The sequence below is a fragment of the Lunatimonas salinarum genome, assembly GCF_017811155.1.
GTDB classification, from domain to species: Bacteria; Bacteroidota; Bacteroidia; order Cytophagales; family Cyclobacteriaceae; genus Lunatimonas; species Lunatimonas salinarum.
The window spans coordinates 32729-55548 of sequence record NZ_JACVCV010000006.1; the positions used below are offsets into that span (position 1 = coordinate 32729).

17 protein-coding genes are annotated in these 22820 nt (G+C 47.3%); 12 read left to right on the forward strand and 5 right to left on the reverse strand.

The features are described from left to right. Positions 1-40 precede the first annotated feature (40 nt). Entirely contained in the window at positions 41-961 is a 921-nt protein-coding gene (locus IAQ59_RS08640) for a Nif3-like dinuclear metal center hexameric protein (protein ID WP_209330402.1), read from the forward strand. Positions 962-1095: 134 nt separating this feature from the next. Here IAQ59_RS08640 and porU2 read toward each other — a convergent pair whose 3' ends face one another. Both porU2 and IAQ59_RS08650 read right to left on the reverse strand, forming a co-directional pair. Beyond that, positions 1096-6129, reverse strand: coding sequence for a putative type IX secretion system sortase PorU2 (porU2, locus tag IAQ59_RS08645; RefSeq protein ID WP_209330403.1), 5034 nt, complete (start codon positions 6127-6129; stop codon positions 1096-1098). Next, positions 6126-7250, reverse strand: a complete 1125-nt coding sequence (locus IAQ59_RS08650) for a putative type IX sorting system protein PorV2 (protein ID WP_209330404.1) — start codon at positions 7248-7250, stop codon at positions 6126-6128. The genes porU2 and IAQ59_RS08650 overlap by 4 nt, the downstream gene beginning before the upstream one ends. 457 nt (positions 7251-7707) lie before the next feature. Here IAQ59_RS08650 and IAQ59_RS08655 point away from each other — a divergent pair, with 457 nt between their 5' ends. The 8 genes from IAQ59_RS08655 (at position 7708) to IAQ59_RS08690 (ending at position 15553) form a co-directional block, all read left to right on the forward strand. Further along, positions 7708-8064, forward strand: a complete 357-nt coding sequence (locus IAQ59_RS08655) for a PadR family transcriptional regulator (protein WP_209330405.1) — start codon at positions 7708-7710, stop codon at positions 8062-8064. Positions 8065-8089: 25 nt separating this feature from the next. Then, a complete protein-coding gene (locus tag IAQ59_RS08660) occupies positions 8090-9985 on the forward strand; it encodes a PspC domain-containing protein (RefSeq protein WP_209330406.1) in 1896 nt (631 codons plus the stop codon). A 157-nt stretch (positions 9986-10142) separates the two neighbouring features. Then, positions 10143-11543, forward strand: coding sequence for an MBL fold metallo-hydrolase RNA specificity domain-containing protein (locus IAQ59_RS08665; protein WP_209330621.1), 1401 nt, complete (start codon positions 10143-10145; stop codon positions 11541-11543). An 11-nt stretch (positions 11544-11554) separates the two neighbouring features. Beyond that, entirely contained in the window at positions 11555-12022 is a 468-nt protein-coding gene (locus tag IAQ59_RS08670) for a carboxypeptidase regulatory-like domain-containing protein (protein ID WP_209330407.1), read from the forward strand. 100 nt (positions 12023-12122) lie between these two features. Further along, the gene (locus tag IAQ59_RS08675; protein WP_209330408.1) at positions 12123-12689 is read left to right on the forward strand and encodes an RNA polymerase sigma factor; all 567 of its coding nucleotides are present in this window, start codon (positions 12123-12125) and stop codon (positions 12687-12689) included. Beyond that, on the forward strand, positions 12661-13422 hold the full coding sequence (locus IAQ59_RS08680) for a hypothetical protein (RefSeq protein WP_209330409.1): 762 nt from the start codon (positions 12661-12663) through the stop codon (positions 13420-13422). Before IAQ59_RS08675 ends, IAQ59_RS08680 begins: the two co-directional genes overlap by 29 nt. A 123-nt stretch (positions 13423-13545) precedes the next feature. Beyond that, a complete protein-coding gene (locus IAQ59_RS08685) occupies positions 13546-14571 on the forward strand; it encodes a PorT family protein (RefSeq protein ID WP_245189512.1) in 1026 nt (341 codons plus the stop codon). 67 nt (positions 14572-14638) lie between these two features. Then, positions 14639-15553, forward strand: a complete 915-nt coding sequence (locus IAQ59_RS08690) for a DUF4097 family beta strand repeat-containing protein (RefSeq protein WP_209330410.1) — start codon at positions 14639-14641, stop codon at positions 15551-15553. A gap of 18 nt (positions 15554-15571) precedes the next feature. On the opposite strand, the gene IAQ59_RS08695 is transcribed toward IAQ59_RS08690, so the two are convergent. Together IAQ59_RS08695 and IAQ59_RS08700 are read right to left on the reverse strand one after the other, a co-directional pair. Beyond that, positions 15572-16069, reverse strand: a complete 498-nt coding sequence (locus IAQ59_RS08695; protein WP_209330411.1) for a hypothetical protein — start codon at positions 16067-16069, stop codon at positions 15572-15574. An 8-nt stretch (positions 16070-16077) separates the two neighbouring features. Then, positions 16078-17178 carry a ferredoxin--NADP reductase gene (locus IAQ59_RS08700; RefSeq protein ID WP_209330412.1) on the reverse strand — a complete coding sequence of 367 codons (1101 nt, stop codon included), beginning with the start codon at positions 17176-17178 and terminating at the stop codon, positions 16078-16080. Between the two features lie 216 nt (positions 17179-17394). Between IAQ59_RS08700 and IAQ59_RS08705 the strand changes: the two genes are divergently transcribed. From IAQ59_RS08705 to IAQ59_RS08715, 3 genes are all read left to right on the forward strand, one after another. Beyond that, the gene (locus IAQ59_RS08705) at positions 17395-18129 is read left to right on the forward strand and encodes a DUF4397 domain-containing protein (protein ID WP_209330413.1); all 735 of its coding nucleotides are present in this window, start codon (positions 17395-17397) and stop codon (positions 18127-18129) included. A gap of 250 nt (positions 18130-18379) precedes the next feature. Next, positions 18380-19723, forward strand: coding sequence for an adenylosuccinate lyase (gene purB, locus IAQ59_RS08710; protein WP_209330414.1), 1344 nt, complete (start codon positions 18380-18382; stop codon positions 19721-19723). Between the two features lie 227 nt (positions 19724-19950). Continuing rightward, the gene (locus IAQ59_RS08715) at positions 19951-21516 is read left to right on the forward strand and encodes a SulP family inorganic anion transporter (RefSeq protein WP_209330415.1); all 1566 of its coding nucleotides are present in this window, start codon (positions 19951-19953) and stop codon (positions 21514-21516) included. 11 nt (positions 21517-21527) lie between these two features. Here the strand turns inward: IAQ59_RS08715 and IAQ59_RS08720 are convergent, their stop codons facing one another. After that, positions 21528-22451 (reverse strand): hypothetical protein, encoded by a 924-nt coding sequence (locus IAQ59_RS08720; protein WP_209330416.1) that lies wholly within the window; start codon positions 22449-22451, stop codon positions 21528-21530. Positions 22452-22820 lie beyond the last annotated feature (369 nt).

Genomic DNA, 22820 nt, shown 5'->3' on the forward strand with positions numbered 1-22820 from the left:
TGTGAATTTTCCTTCCGACAAACCTATTAAACGTAAACCGATGAGTAAACTTAATGGCTCGGCAGAGATGCCTGGGCGACGGGAATTTATTGTTTCCGCAGGAAGGGGGGTGGGTGCGCTTTTTGTCGCACCGACTTGTTTGGCAGCAGCTCATAATTCGGCGCCTTTGGAGATCACGGTGCAGCAGGTCATCGATACTATTCTCCGAGATATCCCCCAATCGCCGTTCGCAAAAACCGTTGATGTATTGGTGTCCGGGTCTGCGCATCAGCCGGTATCCGGTATTGTTACCACCATGTTTCCAACGATAGAAGTAATCCACGCCACCGCGCAGGCCGGTGCCAACCTGATCATTGCACACGAAACTCCCTTTTACAACCACCAAGATGAGACAAGTTGGCTTCAAGAGGACCCTGTCTACCGGGAAAAAGTGCGCCTACTAGAAAAATACAAGATCGCTATCTGGCGGTTTCACGATCACTGGCACCGGGCAATTCCCGATGGGATCATCATGGGAAACCTAATACGTGTTGGTTGGGAGGGGTATTACGATCCGAATAGCCCTCGGCTAATTAACCTTCCGGAAGCCGTGTCGCTTGGTGCATTGATTTCCCATGTCAAAAAGGGGCTGCGTGCCCAACAAGTCCGGGTGATAGGTGCCATGGATCAGCCCTGTCAATCCGTATATATGGCATTTGGCTTTATGGACAGCAAGATGCAAATTGAGGCGATAAGACAGTATCAACCGGATGTCATTCTCAGCGGCGAGACCAGGGAATGGGAGACCGTGGAGCGGGTGAGAGACGGGAAGGCTTTGGGGGCGAATACCTCGCTGGTGGTGCTGGGACATGAAGTGAGCGAAGACGCAGGCATGGCCTACGCCGCACAATGGATTAGCGAGCGTATCCTTGGGGTTTCGGTGACGCACGTGCCATCAGGAGACCCCTTTTTGTTTCTTTGAGGGGAGTGAAAAGAAAGCCGCCGTGTATTCGCTTTGGCTACGCCTTGGATGGACGAGCTATCCGCTGTCAGGTGGTTGGGAAGGATTTATTCGTATAACTGGCAGTTTGCGGGCACTAGATGCCTTTGGTGTGATTACCGTAGGAGGTACATCTTGCCGTAGCCCCGCTTAAAGGCCTTGTCTCCAGCGGTGGCCCGATGCTCCATGAATTGCCCATTTTTCCGCACCAATACCCGGTAGATATATACCCCATTTGCCAGTTGGTCACCGAATTCGTCTTTGCCGTCCCAGGCATATTCCGAGAGGTTGTTGCCGATCCGAATCGGGCCGAGCTCATCTTGAAAAATCTCACGGACGATTTTTCCGGTGACCGTCATGATTTGGATTTTGATCTCGTCAGGTACCTCCGCACCGGTGACGGTGAAGACAAAGCGAACGCTGCTGCTAAAGGGGTTTGGGTAGGGATAGAAATTGGTGATCTGGCTTTCATTGATTACTTCGAAGGATACTTCATAGGGTTGCTCTCCGGCAATATTGCCGGCCACATCACTGGCATTGACCCGAAGCGTGTAGATACCGTCCTCCAGCGGACCTGGCTGAAATTCGATCTTGAAGTCACTGTTTTCCGTGGCTTCAAACCAACGTACTTGAGGGTTGCTAAAGCTGATTCGCTGGAATTCACAGCCCTCACAGGGGCGTTTTAGCATGAGTTGCAGCCCTACGGTGTCTTTTTTTAGTGAAAACCGGTTTTCGTCCTTTACCATGGTTGAAATCACTACCGTAGGGGATACGATGTCGCCGTCCATGATATACACCCCGTCAAAATGTACATCTAAGATGGGGTTTAGGTCATCGCCGGCTACCAGAAAAAACGCTGGCAAGTCCATGAGGTTGTTTCGGAAGCGTTGTTCCATGAAAATTCTTGGGTTGACGGATACGTTGACGGAGTTTTTCCCGGCTTTTCCTCTGGAGTCAAAGGGGAGTGTAAACGTATGGCTTTGCCCACCCTTGATTGCGGGGATTTTCATACTAAATCGCTCTATGCGCCGTTGGTCCAAGTTGTTGAAGCTGTACTCGACCGTGAGGGAGTCCGGGAAGTCAAATTTGGAGATGTTTACAAACTCAAAGGAGACTTCGGATTCCTGGCCTTCGAACAGGTTGATTTGATCTTGCCGGCTTTTCAGGATCAGTACGCCTTCCGGTACTCCGGTGTAGTTTACCTGCCATTTGTCTAAATGCTCCGGAAGTTCGGCGTTTGGGTCTTGCATCGCATATTTGAGCCGCAGGTAGGGATACTCAGCAGGGTTTATGGCGTTCAGATCAAGCTGACTGGTTTGGAGGTTTGGGTAGAGCGTGATTTCGCCGCCCTCGGGGGTAATGCCCACCAAGTCTATGTGGGAGAGGTTGGGATTGAAATAGTCTCTTTCAAGAATATGGTTGAAGAAGGAGACCCAGTGGGAAGATGGGCCGATCAAAGGCGAGATGATGTTGGCGAAGGGAGAGTATCCTTTTAGGACCGTATCAAAACGCAGTGTCTGGGCATTTGCCGGTTCTTCTCGCTCGTCATTGGGTACCAACTCTATCGCATCGCCGGGGCGCATGCCCTTTCGCCCAAAGAGTATATAGGGATCTCCTGTCCGTAGGTTACGGATGGTGGCCTCGTTGGCACCGATTTCTTTCATCTTCATGATCACCTCCTCTGACCAGTCCGAGAAGGTTACATTGCCGATGGAAAAGATGATTACGTAATCGTCCTGGGCAAGGGTGTTGATATAATCCAGCAACATGGTCTGTCCGGCCCCGGTGATCCATTGATTCCGGATGTTTTGGATAATCTGAGGAGACCGGCCGCAGGCTTTTGGATCCAGGATTTCGGCCGTGGTAAGCGGGATAGGCAGATAAGGCTCTAATGTTTTGTCCTGGAAAGCCAAAAGCCCCAAGGATCCGGGGAAACACACCCGACCGGCCTGATCCAATATGTAGGAGACCCCATTGATCACCAGTTGAATATTGGTAGGATCCATTCCCTCCGTTTCAGGTCCAAAGGTGAAAAGGTCAATAGCGAGCTGTTTGTCTTCGAATTTCCAGGCGCGTTGCTGTTGGTCTATTTCGATATTCTGGAGTTGTGCTCCTTCAAACTGCGGAAGCTCCCGTTGTGTCCATCCTTCCGGACCATTTCGGATATACGAAAAGCTGGCGGCTGTCCAATCCGCGTTTTCTCCAGGTTTGGGTTCCAAAAACCGCGTACGCCAATAGTAGGTTAGCGAGTCTCTGGGCGGGATTTGCTGGAACAGGTCTACTTGCCAGCGGGCTAGGTTGGCCGTGGTGATACGGGTTTCCCTTCGCCAAGCACTTGAAAAGTCGGCTGCGGTATCCAGTTGTATGACCACATTTCGCTCCTCAATGGATTTTCCCGGTATTTGTGTGATGATTTCTAGATTTCTATTGTTTACAATGGCGTAATCGATTGGGACGAGATTCAGCGTCCCACTCATGGGGATGTATTTGCTGACCATGATGGTGTTGTTTGCATAGGTCAGTTCGGGGATTTGGCGCCTTCTGTTTACTTCGATGGTGAATAAGTTATCTCCAAAGGCATTCACACCGGTATTGCCAATGGTTAATAATACCGTATCCTTACGGAAGATCGCTTCAAATTGGCGGGTGTCGTAAACGACCGAACTGCCGTCCGGCAATTGGCGGGTCACGTTGATTTCGATGGAGTCCAAGTTTACGATACCGAGATTTCGGACTACAAAGGAAAGTTCTACAGAGTCCAACAAAGAACTTAAGGGGTCTCCGTTGAATCCCTCCAGCCAGACCTCTTCTGCATTCAACGCATAGTCGGCCTTGGTAGCAGGGAATATTCTCGCAGCAGGATCACCAAGCATGATCATTTGATTGGCGTGGCTTTGATTTACCTCGGAGGTGCCATACCGGTCGTAAAGGAGCTTGTCAGATTCGATCTTCACTTTGCCCACACTTTGGTGGATTAGCGAGGAGTCCGCAAAGGCTTTGGCATAAAAAGACTCGCTGTACCTTCTCAGGTATACGTCAATGCCGATATCCGAATGTGCCAAAAAGTTGGAGGCACCCCGATCCGGTGTATTGATCCAGTCTTCGCCGAAGGTATAGGCTGCTCCGAAGGCATTTCCCGCATCACAGCCGTTCAGTAGCAGTACGGGATATTTGCCTTTATTTCGGTAGCCCATCTCATCGATACCGGCAAAGCCGATATCGATATCGGTACTTGAAGGTGCCGCATGGCCAAAAAAGGTTACCAATGACACGCCTTCATTCACCTGATCTGAAATATTGATCAGTTCAACGGTTGCATTGGATCGCTTTCGGAAGGTAAAAACACTGCCACCGAGGTAAATGTCCTCGGCGACGGCCTTGAACCCGGACAAGAAGGTAAAAAAGCGGTCTAGTTCAAATGCGGAACGGCCACCGCTGAGATGTACCAGGTTTTTTTGCCAAGGCTCCTGTACGCCTAGGGCGTCTTTTTCTTTGATCTTATCCAAGTAGTTCGCTACATCCTGGGGTACCCGCGCAGGTAATCGGCCAACGGCTATATCTTGCCGTAGCGGAGAGCCCGGCTCCAAACCTAGCGCATATTGATTATCCGAATAAGGATATCCATAGACAGGAACCAAGTCCTGAAAATCAAATATTGCCGGATTGTTTCGGTAAAAATAATTTACGCCTCCTGCCCGGCGGGTGTTGTAGATGCCAAAAGCCCTGCCAATCAGCAGCAAGTGCTCTGGCTGGTGCAGGGGGAAATAAGCTTTCAGGAATTCCCGAATTGCCAATGGGGATTTCTCGCCGTAGGAAAATTGGTTGTACAGCTGGTCTACATTGACCGTGAGGGTATCGAATCCTCCGCCTGCGGGTCCTGCCCGATGGGCGGCATAAGCTTCTATGGGATTTCCATAGGTGCTGGCAGGCCGAGTGAGTAGCTTATGGGAAATAATCAGGTAGTCGGCCGCTTGGGCCAATAGGTTACGAAACCTCACTCGTTCCAACACATTGGGTTCTATGACGTTTTCCGCTTGTTGGATGTGCAGGGCGTTTCGCTTTCCAGCCGTTCCTGCCGCGGTTTCCAGCAGATTTCCGGTTCGTCGAACTTCATGCCTGATGACATTATACACATCTGAAACCTCGTAAGCCAGGTAGTTGTTGGAAATTCCCTGTAGGGAAATTCTGGAAGCACCTGGTCTGAAGTGAAATAGCCGCTGTTCGAAGTCACCGGATGGGATAGCTACACCTAGGGTTACTTTGAGGTAGTTGATGGATATATTGTCTATTTCACCGTCGACCCCCATGGAAGCTACCCGCACGACCAAGTTTCCTTCTGAGCTGAAATCTGTTGCCAAAAGGGGTTCGGTTCGCCTGAAAGTTTCGAAGTTTTCGTATTCGTAGGTCCCTAGTGGTCTTAGTGAGGCGAGAGAAGGACCTACTTGGACAGCGGTACGGTGCAGCGTTTCTGATCGCCCTAGTAGGCTTATCTCCAGCGAGGGTGCATTGGCTGGGTTTACGGTTCCCAGGTTGTTTAGGTTTATGACACGGTTATTTCCTCTTGCGATGTTGGAACTGGTCCAGCCCTGCCCTTCATCGTATTTGGAAAGCCTTACGTTGGGGAAATAGGTTTTTCCCAAAAAGTAATTTTCTGAAAAGTCAAGAATTTCTTCCCGTTGATATGCGGAGGTTAGTGGTATTTGGGTCTCGGGTAGGCTTCGCAATGGCATCCGCTTACCGCGGCTTCCCGGTGTGACGGTCAAAAAGAAGGCAGTGGTATCGTTGTGGGTATTGAAGTAAGGGTTAGGCAGGTCGTCAGGATTATCGTAAAGCTGCCTGTCCAGTGTTCCGTCACTTTTTCGTCCGAAAAACTGGAGGTAATCTTCAGGATCGAACCGGCCGTCTTCATCGCCTTCTAGTTCTATGGCCACCTCTTGGCCTCGGTGATAGATCCGAATATCTCTAGGATCCAAAGTGTTCATGTTGACTCCGGAGGCAGAAAGGGTGGTGTAGCTGAGTCGGTAGATCCCGTTGGACGCCGTTGGGATTTTATAGTAATCCAGGTTGAAGTTTATCCATTGGTTGTTTTGACCATGGGCAATACTTGCCATACACAAGGAAAAAAGAACGATGAATGAAATGGTTCTCATCTGTCTGCGCCGGTATCCCAACCTTTGTTTAGCCTAAAATTCGATTTCAAGGGGTTCAAGCTCACCTTAACGCTGAAAACGTGGGAAAAGGGTGTCTCTGAAATGCTGCCGATATCAGTCAGCGCATAATCTACCTGAACTTTGCTGTTTACCAAAAAACCCAGCCCAAAGCTTGGCTGTAGGGAGGTGTAGGTGGATTGATCAAAGTCCCGAACCTGCTGTATATTGCCCGCACCCAGTCGGAGTGATGCGGTTTTTTTATAATTCAACTCCAATCCCAACCTTGGGTCTACACTGACGAGGTCGGTGGCGAGAACGGCATTTCTTCTGCCGTCAAAGGTCATGTCCAGGTCTAGTACCACGACCATATCCAAGAGGTCGTTGATATCAACGTGTTTGCCTACACTCCAAATGGCTCTCGGCAGGGTCAATTCGATGCTGTTTACAGGTATTTCATTGTTGGTCTGATTGTAGATCTCCCTTACCATGTCGGCATGGTGAAACCACGCATTGAAGGTAGTCGTGATATCCCGCAGCATCAAGCCAAAGCGCCAGGAATTATGCAGGTAAATCCCTCCTACGTCGAGGCCAAATCCCCAGGCGCTGGCAAATTTGCCCACGTTCCGGTGGATCAGTTTGGTGTTTACGCCCAGCTTAAACCGGTCGCTAATGTCCCGGGCATAGGAAAGGATGAGGGCATAGTCTGCCGCATTGAAAAACTGTATGTTATTGTAGTTGAGTGCGCCGTTGGCATCGTAAAGAAATCGGGTATCGGGGATGTCGTCTACGCCAAACCGAATAACGGAAACAGCGATCTGATTATCTTCTTGTATGTTGGTCGTAAATGCCGCGTAGTCGTATTTGGCGATTCCCGCAAAATATTCCGCATGCATTAGTGAAAACTCCTGTTCGTGTGCTACGCCGATGAGCCCTGCCGGGTTCCAATAAGCCGCTGTTACATCCCGCACGATGGCTGCTTGGGCTCCCCCCATTCCCAATGCGCGGGCACCTACACCAATATTAAGGAATTCATTGGAGTATTTAGGGGCAATACCCTGGCCGTACGTTTGAAAAACTCCTGTGGCAAAAATCAATATATAAAAATACCCCCTGATAATCATCTGATTAATTCACTTCCCAAGACGCAAAATAAGAGGATTTTGGGTTTGGATAAATATTCTGTGGGAAATTATTTCCATTTTTTGATCAAGTGGTCATTTACGGACACAATTGTGTTCATTGCTAATACAATAAATCCGGCAGAATGCACTTGGCTGTAGGTGATTTAGGGTGTGCGGAATTTTTTTTGGATCCAACTTTCGTTAGAAACCTGCGCCAAATGCCGTTTGGACGCGTATTTTTGGATTGGAAGGTAATTGGTTATGGGGTAATATATGGTATTACATAGTACTACGGAAAAACTTGGTATTGTTTTTCATGTGTCTGTATTTGATTCTTAATGGTCATGACATGTCCCGGTTTATTGTGGTGCCTGCCTTGTAGGCAGACAGGCTCGATTTCATAGGATCGGGGAGAGACAGGGACACTGCATGAAATTTTCAAATAAAAGGCGAAGTTATGAATGTGTCAAACACCCAAGTCCAAATGAGGAAGGGAATATTGGAATGCTGCATCCTCCATATTATCTCAAGGGGGGAGGTATATGCAAGCGACTTGATGGAGGAATTAAAGGCTGCAAATTTACTTATTGTAGAGGGAACCCTATATCCCCTTCTAAACAGGCTCAAAAACTCCGGTTTGGTGACTTATCGGTGGGTGGAGTCTGACGCAGGGCCTCCACGAAAGTATTACGTCATCACAGATACCGGGAAGGATTTTCTGACGGGGCTGTCCGAAACTTGGGAAAAGCTGCATGTATCTGTAAATTCCATTCTGGCTAACCATGCATCCGGCCGCCAACCATCTGATCAGTAAACATTGCACATAAATTTTCACTCCGATGAAGAAGACCTTAAGTATAAATATCAGCGGAATCCTGTTTCACATCGAAGAGGATGGATACACTACGTTGAAAAAGTACCTGGATGCCATTAACGAGCATTTCTCTCACTATGAAGATAACCATGAGATCATCACGGATATCGAAAGCCGGATTGCTGAGATTTTTCTAAGTAATTTAAAGAATAACAAGCAGGTGATCACCGCCGAGGATGTGGGTAATCTGATTGAGAAAATGGGAACGATAGCGGATTTTGAAGCGGTGGAAGAAACAGCCGCCGAAGATCAGGTTGCTGCCGAAAACGACTTCTATAAGTATATCACGCCAAATGATCAGCAGGCAAATAAAGCGTATAAGAAGCTTACGCGGTTTCAAAATGGAAAGATATTGGGCGGGGTATGTGCCGGATTTGCGCATTATTTCTCTATCGATCCCCTATGGACCCGTTTGATAGCTATCTTGTTGCTTTTTAGTGGGGGGCTACGATTCGGCAGCCTTCCTTTCGGCATTTTCGGTGATTCGTTTAATTTCCAGATTTCTTTGGGTTGGTGGACAGTGCTGGCTTACGGGCTGCTATGGGCTATTTTACCTGTTTCCTATGAAAAACCTGAGGATAAGAACATCAAGAAGCTATACCGCAATCCAGATGATCGGGTGCTGGGTGGAGTGGGCAGTGGCCTAGCGGCGTATTTTAACATAGACGTCATCTGGGTTCGTTTGGCTTTTGTCGCCATGGTGTTTGCTGGTGGTGCCGGTGTCGTGCTTTACCTAATTCTTTGGATTATCACCCCTATGGCAAAGTCCATCACCGAACGCATCGAAATGAAAGGGGGAGCCATTACCCTATCGAACATTGAAACAACTATCCAACAAAATATCAAGCCAGAGGAGAGCGGAGAAGAGTCCGCCCTGAAGCGCGTAATACTCCTGCCGTTTCGGGTCATCGGATACGTGCTAAATGGGCTTGGAAGGGCACTGGGTCCATTTGGGAAATTTTTGTTGGAGTTTGTACGCGTGATCTTCGGGTTGCTGATTTTCTTTCTGGGCATGGTAATCACCTTGGCTCCCCTGATACTTTTAGGGGTCTATTCCGAAGTACTAACGGATAATGATTGGGGATATGTTTTTGAAGGCATTCCTGTCGAGGCCTTCGTGGAGGTGTTTCCGTTATGGCTGGCAATATCCGCGGCAATGGTTATTATCATTCCGGGCATGGTAATTACGCTTCTGGGGATAAGTGTGTTGATCAAGCGAAGCTTGATTGATGCCCGGTTTGGCCTGGTGATTTTCGGTGTTTGGATTTTGAGTATCCTTTTCAGTGCATTTCAGTTTCCAAAGTTGATAGGGCAGTTCAAAGAGCAAGCGAGCTTGGAGTTGGACCATCGGGTGCCTCTTCCAGAAGAGACATTGCTCATCAAGTCGACCCGCCGCAGCTCGTCCGACACGGGAATCGGGAGTGTTTCTCTTACCCTCAAGGGCCATCCCGGTAATGCGGCACTGCTGGAGCAAAATTTCACTTCTAAAGGCAGAACCGAGAGTGAGGCAATGGAAAATGCGGAGGATGTTACCTACGAATACAATCAGGCGGATAGCATATTGACTTTTGGAAGTCATCTGGGATTTCCAGACCTTTCTAAGTACCGAGGGCAATATTTACGGCAGACGTTATTGTTGCCATATGATTATCCTTTTGTAATGGATCGAACGCTGATACCCATCCTTCGCAATACGGTGAGTACCAATGGGTATAAAAACCGGGATATCAATGGACGAAATCATTGGGTGTTTAACGAGGAGGGGCTACTTTGCCTAACCTGTGAAGGCACGCAGCGAAATACCCGAGCAGATAGTCTCAGCCGGGCGAAATTTCGGGATAAATACTTTATGCAACCTTAGCCTCTGAGGTATTAACTGTATATTTGATGTATCAGGTTCCTACTGGAATTATCTTGTGGGTGCCGGACTGCACCAAGCGGGGTGATGCGATGGCGATAATTTCCGGTTGCCCGGCATGCAGATGAGGAGAATAAGCGGATGTATCAATGATGGAATTATGGATGTGAGCGTTAAGTTTTTGGGCGGTGCTGGTACCGTGACGGGTTCACGGTTTTTGTTGCAGATCGGAGCCTTGAGGGTGCTGGTTGACTGCGGGTTGTTTCAAGGCATGAAGGATTACCGGCTGCGAAACTGGGGTCCTTTTCCGGTGGATCCCGTAGGCATTGACATGGTGTTGCTTACCCATGCCCACATAGATCACTCCGGGTATTTGCCTAAGTTGGTGAAGGAAGGTTTTTCTGGTCCGATTTATTGCACAGAGCCTACGTTGGAGTTGGTAAAGATCCTTTTGATGGATGCGGGCAAGCTGCAGGAAGAGGAAGCAGCCTATGCGCAAAAGAAAGGCTACTCAAAACATAAGAAGCCCGAACCACTTTTCACTATCAAAGATGCTGAGCGGGTGTTTCCGCTGCTACAGCCGCTTCGGTTTGAGGAGGAGTATACCCTTCACGAGGTACTAAAGGTCACCGCATACAACGCCGGCCATATCCTCGGAGCCGCTATTTTAAAGCTTAAGGTCAAGGGTCAAAACCAAGAAAAGGCGATTGTTTTCTCCGGTGATCTGGGAAGGTATCACGATCCCATTCTTAACCCGCCTGCAGATATTCCGTTTGGAGATGTACTTTTTATGGAGTCTACCTACGGAAATCGGGTGAATGAAAACGCCAAGGTCAGTGTTCAACTGGCCAAAATTATCAAGGATACCTACATGAGGGGAGGCGTGTCCGTAATTCCATCCTTTGCGGTAGGCCGTACACAGATGATTCTGTACCTCTTGCATCGGATGCAAAAGCTGGGAACCATCCCCCAGATTCCCATTTACGTGGATAGCCCCATGGCCATTGACGTGACACATTTGTATAAGACCTTCTCCCATTATCATCATTTAGGTCCTTTTTTGGATGAATCTGATGCGAATCCGTTCCTGCACAGGAATTTACATTATTACAAAACGCAGGATTCGTCCATGTCCTTAAATCATTTAAAGGGCGATGCGATTATAATTTCAGCAAGTGGTATGGCTACCGGTGGTCGGATTCTACACCATCTCTACAATCGTCTTCCAAACGAGGACGATAGTGTGATATTTGTCGGATTTCAGCCGGAAGGGACCCGGGGCAGAAAGTTGCTGGACGGTGACAAGACCTGTAGAATTTACGGAGTGGACGTTCCGGTGAAGGCTTCGGTCCATTTTATTGAAGGATTATCAGCCCATGCGGACCAAAACGAGTTGATGGAGTGGAGCGAGGGTTTTATTCATAGACCTAAGATGACCTTCTTGGTACATGGGGAAGCTGAGTCTACCCAAGCCCTTGCGGGGCTCCTGCGAAGTCAGCGGCAGTGGAATCCGATCATTCCGGCTTACATGGAGTCATTTGAGCTGTTTTCCGGTATCTGATGCTCCGGAGGATGAAAGCGTCACAGACTTGGTTTTTGGTAGCCTTGGTGTTGTTATTGGTCGGCTGTAGGGCTCATAGACCGACTACTCAAGGGCTACGTGGACAGGTTTTTTGGGTAGAGGGTAACCTGATGCCGCAGGTCTCGGAAGATGGGATGGCGGCGCCCAAGGAGGCCCAGGCAAAACGTGGCGTAACAAGGACTCTTAGGATCCACGCGCTTACTACGCTGGATCAGGTGAGCCTAGGAGATTTTTTGATAGGATCTATACTGACCGAACAGGTGGCTGAATTGGAGACCGAATCCGACGGTACCTTTCAAATTGAGCTGCCGGTCGGTAAGTATTCTGTGTTCACGGTGGAAGATGATGGGTATTTTGCCAATGTCTTTGATAGGGACAATCATATTAATCCGGTGGAAGTAAAGGAAGGGGTTTGGAGTTTTTTGGAAATTGTTGTTAATTATAGGGCTGTTTATTAGGTAGTTAGGTGTTTTTGCCTATGTTTTCTTGCTAAATTCCTCAGCTGCGTGCAACCTATTGAGGGCAAGCTGCATCTATAGAATTAGAATCGTCATTGTAATGTTTGTTAGAAGGATTTACTCGGAAGCAGATCTGATCAAAAAGTGTCTTGGGGGAGATCGAAAGGCCCAACGAGCGCTTTATGAATTGTATTCCGGGAAATTTCTAGCCGTCTGTCGGCGCTATGTGAAGGATTATGGATCCGCAGAGGATATCATGATTGAAGGGTTTATGAAGATCTTTGAATGCCTACCTCAGTACCAGGGTTCAGGGAGTTTTGAGGGATGGATGCGGAGGATTATGGTGACCCAATCGTTGTTGTACATCCGTAGTAATCGGAGGTTTCAATTTGAAGTTCAGTTGGAAGAAGGTGAAATGGATGGCTATTTGGAGCCTGAAGGAGGCAGATTGGAGAGCGAGGATTTATTGAAGCTAATCGATGAATTGCCACTTGGGTACCGCATGGTTTTTAACCTATATGCAGTAGAAGGGTATTCGCATAAGGAAATCCGAGAATTATTGGGCATATCGGAGAGTACTTCTAAGTCCCAGTTGAGTCGGGCTAGAGCGGCGTTGCGCAGCCGGCTATTGGCAGAATATGAAAAGGAGAAAAATCATGGAGGATAAGGAGTTAGACAGCTTATTTAGGGAAAAGTTGGCAAATCACCGGGTATTGCCTAGAGAGGAGGTGTGGCAGCGGCTGGATGCGAAATTGAACTCGGAGCCCAAACGCGTGGTATGGCTTCCGTATGCGGCCTCTATGGCACTGTTGATAGCTGCTGTGTTTGGCATGAAAGGGCTACTGGAACGGGACCATGGGATTAACCATCCCCTGGTTACGCAGCTTACCGAAGCGCCATTTGATGTGCCGGTTATTGTTCCGATTGCGGAGCAAAATCAGCATCCGATTGAACCGTTGCGGCCTAGTAGAACAGCAAAAACGGTCAGTAAAGAGCTTCCAAAGCCTTTGCCAAAGCCTTCGGATTCACAATTGGCGGAAAATGCCCGGCGGGATATTACCGGGATAGACACCGTAGAACTCCTTGATCCGGTAATTGCGACAGATTTTATAGCCGAGGCAAATGCGGACCAGGATGAAGAATTGAGGTTATTGATGGATTCGCATAGTGAGGAAATGGCAGACAACAGCGAGGTGACTATTCGGATTGTGTCCAATGGATATGCCTTTGCTTCCGAAAAGCCAGCCTTGATTGAGGGGATTGAGGGAGGTATTGGCAAGCTTGGGGGAATCATTGCAAAAGTAGATAAGGGTTTTGCAGAGCTGCAGGATGTTAAAAACAATTTCTTTGCATCGGGGATTTCTCTAACTAAGGATCGAAAAGAAAGTCAGGACAGGTGATAGGAAAACAGGCACTCCTAAGGCAGATTGGCTTAGTGGGCCTGCCTTAGCGTATGGGCAACAGGCGACCTGCCTGCCGGTAGGCAGAATTCCATATTTCCTTTGAAAAACAATTATAGACAGATGAAAAAGTACCTAATAGCAATTATCCTAATGGTGTTGTACCAGCAATTGTTTGCGTTTCAGGGAGAGTCAAAAGACAAAGTCATGAGTGACAGTGTTATCGTACAGTTTGGGCGTTCGGGAAAGCTCGTCTTTGTGATCGACAACCCTCAAGACTTTGAGCGCCTGCAGCAGATGGATGTAAATCAGCTCATCCGTGAACTGGAACTGACTCCTCCGGAGGGAGAGGGTGAGCAGACAGTCGTGGAAATCAAATATCGGGACGGAAAGAAGGAGATCGTCCGGGTGTATGAAGGTCCCAGCGAGACGGAAGTGACCGTAGGGCGGTACCGGTTGATTGTGGACGAATCGGGGTCTAAAACCAAAGTGAAGCTAGAATCTGATCCTAAGGATGAGAAAGATCCCGATTTTCGTACCTATTTCAGTACCGATCTAGGTATCAACTCGTATTTTGGGGAAGGGGCTATTCCTTCACCCGTCCAGCCGTATTCTGTAAAGGGCTGGGGTAGCTGGAATGTAAATCTTAACTGGATGGCCAGTCAAAAGATTTCACAAGGCACTTATTGGGATTTTGGACTCGGGGTGCACTGGTACAATTTCAAATTCAACAACACCCAATTTCAGCCTAGAGCGACGGAGTTAGGGGTGGATTTTCTCCCTAGACCCGATGTGAACGGGTTTAAAAGCAAGATTTCTGCCTCTTATCTTACCGCTATGACCCTCCTGAAATACGATTTTGGGAAAAAGCTGGGAAAAGGCAGAGAAGGCATGAGGGTTGGCATAGGGCCTTATGCGGGATACCGTCTCGGGGGACGCAGCAAATTTGTTTATAGGGAACTGGAAGGCTCCGGGAGAAGCAAGGTAAAAAAAGGAGCAGGATCGTACCTCAACAACTTCCGGGCGGGCATTCGCGGGGAAATAGGGTTTCGGAGTGTGACCTTTTTCACGACCTATGACTTTACCCAATTGTTTCATCCTGGCCTAGGGCCGGAACTTAGGCCCGTTGCGTTTGGGATTACGTTTTAAACGTAGAACAACACCGTTTCGGTGGCAGAACGGATGAGATTGAATCATAAAACATTGAAACCAGCAGATGAAGAAAGTTAAAACAAGCGTTGCATTGGGGGTATTATTTGCCCTTTTCACGCAGTTGTATGCTCAGGAGTTAATTGAAAAAAGCTTTACTGGGATTGAAGTACTGGAGATGGACATCGGAGGGGTGGATGTTGTGTATACTGGTGTGTCGGGCAAGGAAGACGTGAGCCTAAGTGCCATGTTTGGGAAGTCAGAGGATGGGGTACGTAATTTTTTCATGGTCACCCTTGGCAACACCCTGAAACTGGCCTATAAGAACCAATCAAAGTCATTTTCTCCCCAGGAAAGGCGCTTTATCCACCTAGAGGGTCCGGAAAACATCCGGATTGACGGTAAAAATTCCGCAGGTCTCCTTTCGGTCAGAAACGTGATTTCTCCGGAGACCAAGCTAACCGTAAATTCTGGTATGATAAAAATTCAGCAGGTACATGGTAGCTTGGTAGTGAAGGCAAATTCAGGGAAGATTGAAGTGCAAGAGGTGCAAGGAGATGTACAGTGTGCGCTCACCTCGGGTGAGGCGGATCTTTCTGATGTGACCGGTAACGTAGCGCTCAGTGCAAACAGCGGGTCGCTAAAGGGTAAAAAATTGAGTGGTTTGGTACAGGTGAAAATTTCTTCTGGAAATGTCCGCCTAGACCAAATAGGAGAACTGGGAAGCGTAACGGTATCTTCAGGTAATGTCAAAATCAGCAAGGCTGGCTTGGGTGAGGAGACGTTTTTTCAGGGCTCCTCTGGGAATATTGACGTGGAAACGGTGTCTGACCTTCGGCAGTTTAATTTCGATATGGCTGCGGGTAGCGGGTCACTTCGGGTGGGAGATGTCTCTAGGACAAAATCCTTGCAGATAGATAATGGGTCTCAAACAACCATCCGGGGCAGTATGCGCTCAGGTTCACTTCGAATCAATCATTAATATTGGATGGGTGTCAGTTTAAGGATCCCTTCGCCTTATATCGTACACCTGTTCCTTCTCTTCTCCTTTTAGCTTTAAGGCTTTAGCAATACGGTCAGGGGTTGGTTTTCCGAGCGATACGAATAAAAGACAGACGGCATAAGCAATGGTAAATCCAGGTTTTTCCGATAGTAAAAGCCCGATGGATGAAAGTATTCCGACCGCGAAAAGCATCCAAAACCGGGCGATGGAGGCCGCCGCATACGCTTTTATTCTGCTTTGGATCGGGGTTTCCTGCACACGGACTTTACGAACCTGCCGGTTAAACGTTAGAGTCTGCAGGATCAATAGACCGATGGCAACAACTAACATGCCCCTACTTAGAAAAACGGGCAGCTCCGGCAAATCCAAGCTCATAGATCCACCGGTGGTATATAGATAGGCAAACGAAAATAGCGGTAGCGGCACTGCTGTAAGTATCAGTACATTTCTTTCCAGTACCCGAAATTCGTTTTTTAACAGATTGGGTGTACTCATGGATTGAATTATTCGATGGTAATTTTAATATCACCCGACTTCGGTTTTGACGAGCAACACAGGATATAGCCTTGTGCGATTTCATTTTCACTTAAGCCGGCATCCTCTATCATGCTAACCTCTCCGGAAATCAAACGTCCTCTACAGGCGGTACACAACCCGCTTTGACAAGAGTAAGGCATATCTATATTTTCATCCAGCCCTGCCTCTAGGATGGTTTTTCCCGGAGCCACCTCGTATGTGTAGGTTTCACCTTCCAGTACGATAGTCACCTGCTTGTGCAGCGGCGCAGATTCCAGTACCTGTGATTCATTTTGCGTCTCGGGCGCTTTATAGAAGTTTTCCGATAGGACCTGTTCTTTGCCGATGCCCAAATTCTGCAACGTTTCGGTCGCTAGTTCCATTAACTCATTGGGTCCGCAAAGGTAAAATAGTCCTTCCGATGGGCCTTCATGGAGCATCCCCTCCGCAAACGTCTTTATCGATCCGGCGGTTATTCGCCCTTTGTTTCCGGGCCAAGATTCCGAAGGCTGACTTAACTGGTGGGTTACTTCCAAACGCCCTGGGTACTCCCTCTGAAGTTCCTCTAAACGCTGTTTGAAGATGATTTGGTCTTCTGCCCTGCTCCCATATAAAAGATTAACCTTGGATGCCGGTTCGTTGATCAGAATGGATTTGGTAATTCCCATAACCGGGGTAATGCCACTTCCTGCAGCAATCATTCCATAGTTTCTTTGGTGTTTGGAATGGTAGTCACAAGTAAAGTTACCCATGGGCTTCATCACCGTGATTTTTTTACCCGGCCGGATGTGCTCATTTAGGTAATTGGATACCAAGCCCCCATCGAGGCGTTTTACGGTAATTCCCGGAAAGGGATCCACGAATGGCGAGGTACTTAAGCTGTACGATCTACGCTCCTCTTTTCCGTTTAGTTCTACAATTACGGTGAGGAACTGCCCTGGTTTGTATTCCAGATGCGGTTCAGGTTGCTCAAAATAGATCGTAGTAGCATCCGGAGTTTCCTTTATGATTTCCCTTACTTTTAGCGTAAGATAGGGAGAGGTTTCGCTGGTATTTTTGGAGTTTTTGGAAAATAGATTGAAAAGCATTCCGGCTGTATATTAGGGTGATCGATGCTGATTTATACGCAAACCTACGGTTTATTTACAGAATTAGGAATTTTTCCTGCAGTTCACGATTCTTTCATTTCATAAACCATGGCAAGCAACCAAAGGTTCTGGTAAAAAAATATATTTTTCGGGTTTTAGTTGTAGCGTTTTGGGCGGTTTCTTCGTATTGGCGCAGAAAACTAACTAAATCCAACGATGATTGTATCTAATAATCGCCCTAAGACCCTAAAGAAAAGTGGGTTGAATTTGTTCATGTGGTTCCTATTGGGCATAGGCGCTAGTTCCTGCCTGGATGAGCAGCAATTTACGGAAGTGACACCCATTGCGTATGTGTCTTTTTATCACGGATCACCTCAGACCGATCCGATTTCCATAACCGTTGATAGTCGGGTGTATAACACCAACCCTTTTACATTTGGCAGCTACTTTGAATACGGGAATTTCTACACGGGTGAAAGGAACTTTTCATTCCGTAATCCCGGTACTTCGAGCAGCTTGCTGGATACTGTGGTGAATCTAAAGGCGAGCGAAGCTTATTCCGTTTTTCTTGCTGAGCAGCAGGATTTGTTTCAGCCAATTATTGTAAAGGATGAGTTGGTGAATCCCGGGCCGGAAAAGGCACTACTTCGCTTGGTACATCTATCGCCGGACGCGCCGCAGGTACACCTTCTGGTTGGTTCGGAGACTGAAGCGGTTTTTGAAGATCAGGCCTTTGGAGACGTCAGTGCTTATAAGGCGATCGATTCGGGCCGGTTTACTTTACGTATATTGGATGCGGAGTCCGGAGAGGAAGAACTCGTTTCGGCCAATGACATTTCCATTATGGCCGGAAGAATCTACACCCTGGTGCTTCGCGGCTATCAGGAAAATGCTTCCGGTACGGAAAACCGACTAAGTCTTCAGCTCCTTCGAAATTACCCGAATTATTAGTTTGGCGACTACTCATTGAGTGTTAGCTAGGGGGCATGGAGCCCCCTCAATACATCTTAGATGGGCAAAGGGCGACCTTTGGTTGGCTGTAATAGGGTCAGCCGAAGGTGGCCTTTTTGTTTGAGAGGGATATCGAAATAAGCAATTTAGATTTAGTATGGGCGGTCGTCGTTACTGGATGTAGCCGGTAAATTCGGAATAAAAACCTATTTTTGCATTTCTTTTATTAACGGGAAGCAAAGGCAACATCATGGAACTAAATCATTTGACTGCAATTTCATCTATAGACGGGCGTTATGGGAGCAAAACGGCCTCATTGAGAGGCTATTTTTCGGAGTTTGCCCTAATCAAATATAGGGTGAAAGTTGAAATCGAATATTTCATTGCACTTTGTGAAATGCCGCTGCCCCAGCTAGAGGCGGTCGATCATTCCATTTTTCCCCAATTAAGAAAATTGGCTACGGACTTTTCGGAGGCCGATGCGATGTATATTAAGGAGATAGAAAGGACCACCAATCACGATGTAAAGGCTGTTGAATACTTTTTAAAATCTAGGTTTGAGCAGCTTGGTTTGGGAAGCCATTTGGAGTTTATTCATTTTGGGCTTACTTCTCAAGATATCAATAATACAGCGATTCCCATGATGTTGAGAGATGGATGGAGAGATTCCGTTCTTATGGAGCTGAATGAGGTGCTGGAAGCACTTCGCACCCGGGCAGAGGAGTGGTCGGCTATTCCCATGTTGGCCAAAACCCATGGACAGCCTGCTTCGCCCACGCGGTTGGGAAAGGAGATTGCTGTGTTCGTTGCTCGGCTGGAGGGGCAGCTTGGACTACTCTCACAGGTGCCCTTTTCCGGTAAATTTGGTGGCGCTACGGGTAACATGAATGCCCATTTCGTGGCGTATCCGGGTTATGATTGGCATGGGTTTGCAGACAATTTTGTCGCTAAATACCTGGATTTGCACCGCAGCTACCCAACTACACAGATCGAACATTATGATCATCTAGCGGCATTTTTTGATGGGCTCAAGCGAATCAACACTATCCTGTTAGACCTATCCAAGGACATATGGCAGTATGTAGCGATGAATTATTTTAAGCAAAAGATTAAAGAAGGAGAGATAGGATCCTCGGCAATGCCCCATAAGGTAAACCCCATTGATTTTGAGAATGCGGAGGGTAATCTTGGGATCGCAAACGCCTTGCTTGAACACCTTGCGGCAAAACTTCCTATCAGTCGGTTGCAGAGAGACCTGACAGATAGCACGGTACTGCGGGTGATCGGCGTTCCCTTGGCCCATATGAGCATATCTTTTCAGTCGTTGCTCAAAGGACTGGGTAAGCTGGAGCTTAATAAGGCGGCATTGGATGCCGATCTGGAGGAAAACTGGGCGGTAGTGGCTGAGGCGATCCAAACCGTATTGAGGAGGGAAGGGTACCCCAAGCCATACGAGGCGTTGAAGGATCTAACCAGGACCAATACCCCCATTACCGAAGAACGCATCAAGGCCTTTATCCATTCCCTTTCGGTGGGGGTAGAAATTAAAGCGGAATTATTGAAAATCACGCCTTTCAATTACACAGGAAAATAAAATATACGAAAGGTGAAACGTTTTTAGTGTAATCACCGTTAATTTTAGTTTATTTCAAAAACTGGAATCTCATTTCGAGATATATGTCGAGAAGCCATTTTTATTTGGTCGGTTAGGTATATTGCCGTTAATGCGTGTAATTTTGGGATAGATTTCCTCTTTTTCGAATCGAAAGGGAGACTAGCTGAATAGATTTCTTTTGTTTTACCAATTAAATTTAGTTTATAATGCCTAATAGAAAGGGTTTACTAGCCAACCTTGATGCAGATCTACCATCGGGATTAGTCGTTTTTTTAGTTGCTCTTCCATTGTGTTTGGGGATAGCCCTTGCTTCGGGCGCACCGCTATTTTCCGGGGTTATCGCTGGGATTATTGGTGGTATCGTCGTTGGATCATTGTCGGGTTCACACACATCGGTATCCGGACCGGCGGCGGGGCTGACGGTAATTGTACTGAACGCCATTACAGACTTGGGAGCTTTTGATTTGTTTCTTACTGCAGTGTTTTTGGCCGGCGCAATACAGGTCGCATTGGGAGTGGCTAAAGCCGGTGTGATTGGTTATTATTTTCCCACGTCGGTCATCAAGGGGATGCTTGCCGGTATTGGGATAATTCTGATTATTAAGCAGGTTCCGTATGCTTTTGGTGTCGCGGATACCGACACACTTTTGGAATATGCCCCATTCGTGAATGATATCGATGCGGTTTTGTCTTTAAAGTTGCTTTTTACCAATGTGATTGAGTACGGGTCGTTATTTGTGGCTTTACTCTCCATGGGGATTTTATTGCTATGGGAAAAGCCAATGATTCAAAAGCACCCCCTATTGGGAAAAGTGCCAGGGGCATTGGTAGCGGTATTGGCGAGTATCGGTCTAAACAAGTTCTTTAAATTTTTCGTGGAGGACTTATATATTACCATGGAAGACAAGGTGAAATTACCTGAGATTTCCGGTATTAGTAGCCTAGTAGACCAGTTGATGTTTTTGAATCCCGCTGGGTTTTTAAATCCAGAGGTATGGATGGTGGCCATTACGATTGGAATCATCGCCAGCTTGGAGACGCTGCTTAGCCTTGAGGCAGCAGATAAAATTGATAAATACAAGCGTATCTCTCCTCCAAACAAGGAATTGTTTGCACAGGGAGTCGGGAATATGGTAAATGGGATGATCGGTGGCCTTCCGGTGACCGCGGTTATCGTGCGAAGCTCTGCTAACGTCAGTTCAGGTGCCAAGTCAAAGGTATCTGCGATATTTCATGGGCTGCTATTGCTCCTGAGTGTATTGATTATCCCCAATTTGCTTAACCTAATCCCTTTAGCGAGTCTGGCATCGATTCTGCTTTTGGTAGGCTACAAATTGGCTAAAATTTCCCTCTTCAAAACCATGTACCGCCTAGGTTGGGATCAGTTTCTGCCCTTTGTGGCTACAATAATGGGGATCATATTGTTCGATTTGCTTAAAGGCATCGGTATCGGTATGGCCATCGGCATCGTATACATTCTGATGAGAAATTACAAGAATGCCTATTTCTATGAAGAGCGTAAGGATGAGGATGCCGAAGTGTATCACATTGTGCTCTCTGAAGAGGTGAGCTTCTTAAACAAGGGGGCATTGATATCAGCACTAAATAAAATTCCTAGTGATTCGAAGGTGGTCATTGATGGGTCGAATTCCAAGGTGATCGATTACGATGTACTGGAAGTGATCGAAAACTTTAAAACCAATGCGTTGGAAAGGGATATTGAGGTGGAAACAATAAAGATTCAACCCGTGGTTATCAAATCCCTTCATTAGGAACAGCGGTGTTAGGGTAACCGGTTGTACCGGTATAGTACCGGGTCAATTCTCATCCGTTTTTCGCTGAGTGTAAAATAACCAGAACCGTCGGGCAGGAATGCGATAGCTTCCCCTTGCGGTTCTGGTTTATAGGGTATAAGAACAGGGTCTTTGGCCAAGGTTTGCGCAATATGCTCGTTTTCCAATCTGGGCCAATAGTAAATCACCCAATAGTTTTTTATGGCTATGTGGCTACCGTCTTTGGAGATATCACCCGCTACAGACATGGTGATTGGTAGTTTTTGGACTTTTTCCAATTCATGCTTTTGACCGGTTGCCGTGAGTTTGTTGGCTGGTAAGGTGTATAAGGTATTGCTGGAGTCCCGCTTCGATAAGATAAAAATGTCTCCATTTTCCGGATCAATCATCAGCGTTTCTGCATCTCTGGGGCCATCGGGATAGGTTAGGTGAAACACTTCTGGTGTAATTTCCATATCTTCTTTTATCTCCAAAGGTTCCGGAAACCGAAGGAGGCTGATATGGGCGTATTTCCCTTGATTGTCTCCGATTTCACCTACATACACGTAGGAAGTGCTTGGCTTAGGGCCTGGTCCTACGGCGATGTCTTCCCAATCTCGGTTGTCCACACCTTTTAATTTTATGTTTCCAAGGTTTTTTCCGCTGTAGTCGATCAGGTAAACATTTGGTTTTCCCCCGCTATCGTTGTGTGTATATAGCAGGTTAGGGTGTTCCCAAGAAGCTGCCAAACCACTTGCCTCATCTATCTCCTTGTTGTCCAGTTTTCCCATTGTCTGGGGATGGGAAAACAAGGTGTCAATTACTTGAGGGTCGATCCGTACTTCATATTTTTCCTGTATCTTTTCTGCTAGCAAAAAGGGAAAAATTGACAGGGCAAAAAGAAATTTCCAAATTAAGTCGATGTAGAATTGCATGTGCCTGTAGTTTATTTTCCAACTCGTAAAGATAGATGAACGAATCTGGTACTACCTTCCCAACCGAGGTACTGTCTGATGCGGGAAGCTATTGAATTAAAGGGTAATAGGAGGATTTCCTGTTGTTAAGCAAGGGATTCCCGATGACCTGCGGAAACGCCAAGCCCTGGTTCATCTGTTTATCATTGATTTTAAGCGGTCACAACTTGTACCGGTTTATCGGGATGGAATCCCTGCCTACCGGCTGGCGGGTCGCACGGTTACCCGGATGGCTATCGGGGCAACCCAGTGTGTGTCGCTTGCGTCATGCTCGATTTCATCTTGAGGCCGTTTAGATAAAAAAAAGCGGAACCAAAAGGCTCCGCTTTT

Coding starts and splice junctions, on each gene's coding strand:
- IAQ59_RS08640 (WP_209330402.1), top strand. CDS start 41: ATGAGTAAACTTAATGGCTCGGCAGAGATGCCTGGGCGACGGGAATTT.
- porU2 (WP_209330403.1), bottom strand. CDS start 6,129: ATGAGAACCATTTCATTCATCGTTCTTTTTTCCTTGTGTATGGCAAGT.
- IAQ59_RS08650 (WP_209330404.1), bottom strand. CDS start 7,250: ATGATTATCAGGGGGTATTTTTATATATTGATTTTTGCCACAGGAGTT.
- IAQ59_RS08655 (WP_209330405.1), top strand. CDS start 7,708: ATGAATGTGTCAAACACCCAAGTCCAAATGAGGAAGGGAATATTGGAA.
- IAQ59_RS08660 (WP_209330406.1), top strand. CDS start 8,090: ATGAAGAAGACCTTAAGTATAAATATCAGCGGAATCCTGTTTCACATC.
- IAQ59_RS08665 (WP_209330621.1), top strand. CDS start 10,143: ATGGATGTGAGCGTTAAGTTTTTGGGCGGTGCTGGTACCGTGACGGGT.
- IAQ59_RS08670 (WP_209330407.1), top strand. CDS start 11,555: ATGAAAGCGTCACAGACTTGGTTTTTGGTAGCCTTGGTGTTGTTATTG.
- IAQ59_RS08675 (WP_209330408.1), top strand. CDS start 12,123: ATGTTTGTTAGAAGGATTTACTCGGAAGCAGATCTGATCAAAAAGTGT.
- IAQ59_RS08680 (WP_209330409.1), top strand. CDS start 12,661: ATGAAAAGGAGAAAAATCATGGAGGATAAGGAGTTAGACAGCTTATTT.
- IAQ59_RS08685 (WP_245189512.1), top strand. CDS start 13,546: ATGAAAAAGTACCTAATAGCAATTATCCTAATGGTGTTGTACCAGCAA.
- IAQ59_RS08690 (WP_209330410.1), top strand. CDS start 14,639: ATGAAGAAAGTTAAAACAAGCGTTGCATTGGGGGTATTATTTGCCCTT.
- IAQ59_RS08695 (WP_209330411.1), bottom strand. CDS start 16,069: ATGAGTACACCCAATCTGTTAAAAAACGAATTTCGGGTACTGGAAAGA.
- IAQ59_RS08700 (WP_209330412.1), bottom strand. CDS start 17,178: ATGCTTTTCAATCTATTTTCCAAAAACTCCAAAAATACCAGCGAAACC.
- IAQ59_RS08705 (WP_209330413.1), top strand. CDS start 17,395: ATGATTGTATCTAATAATCGCCCTAAGACCCTAAAGAAAAGTGGGTTG.
- purB (WP_209330414.1), top strand. CDS start 18,380: ATGGAACTAAATCATTTGACTGCAATTTCATCTATAGACGGGCGTTAT.
- IAQ59_RS08715 (WP_209330415.1), top strand. CDS start 19,951: ATGCCTAATAGAAAGGGTTTACTAGCCAACCTTGATGCAGATCTACCA.
- IAQ59_RS08720 (WP_209330416.1), bottom strand. CDS start 22,451: ATGCAATTCTACATCGACTTAATTTGGAAATTTCTTTTTGCCCTGTCA.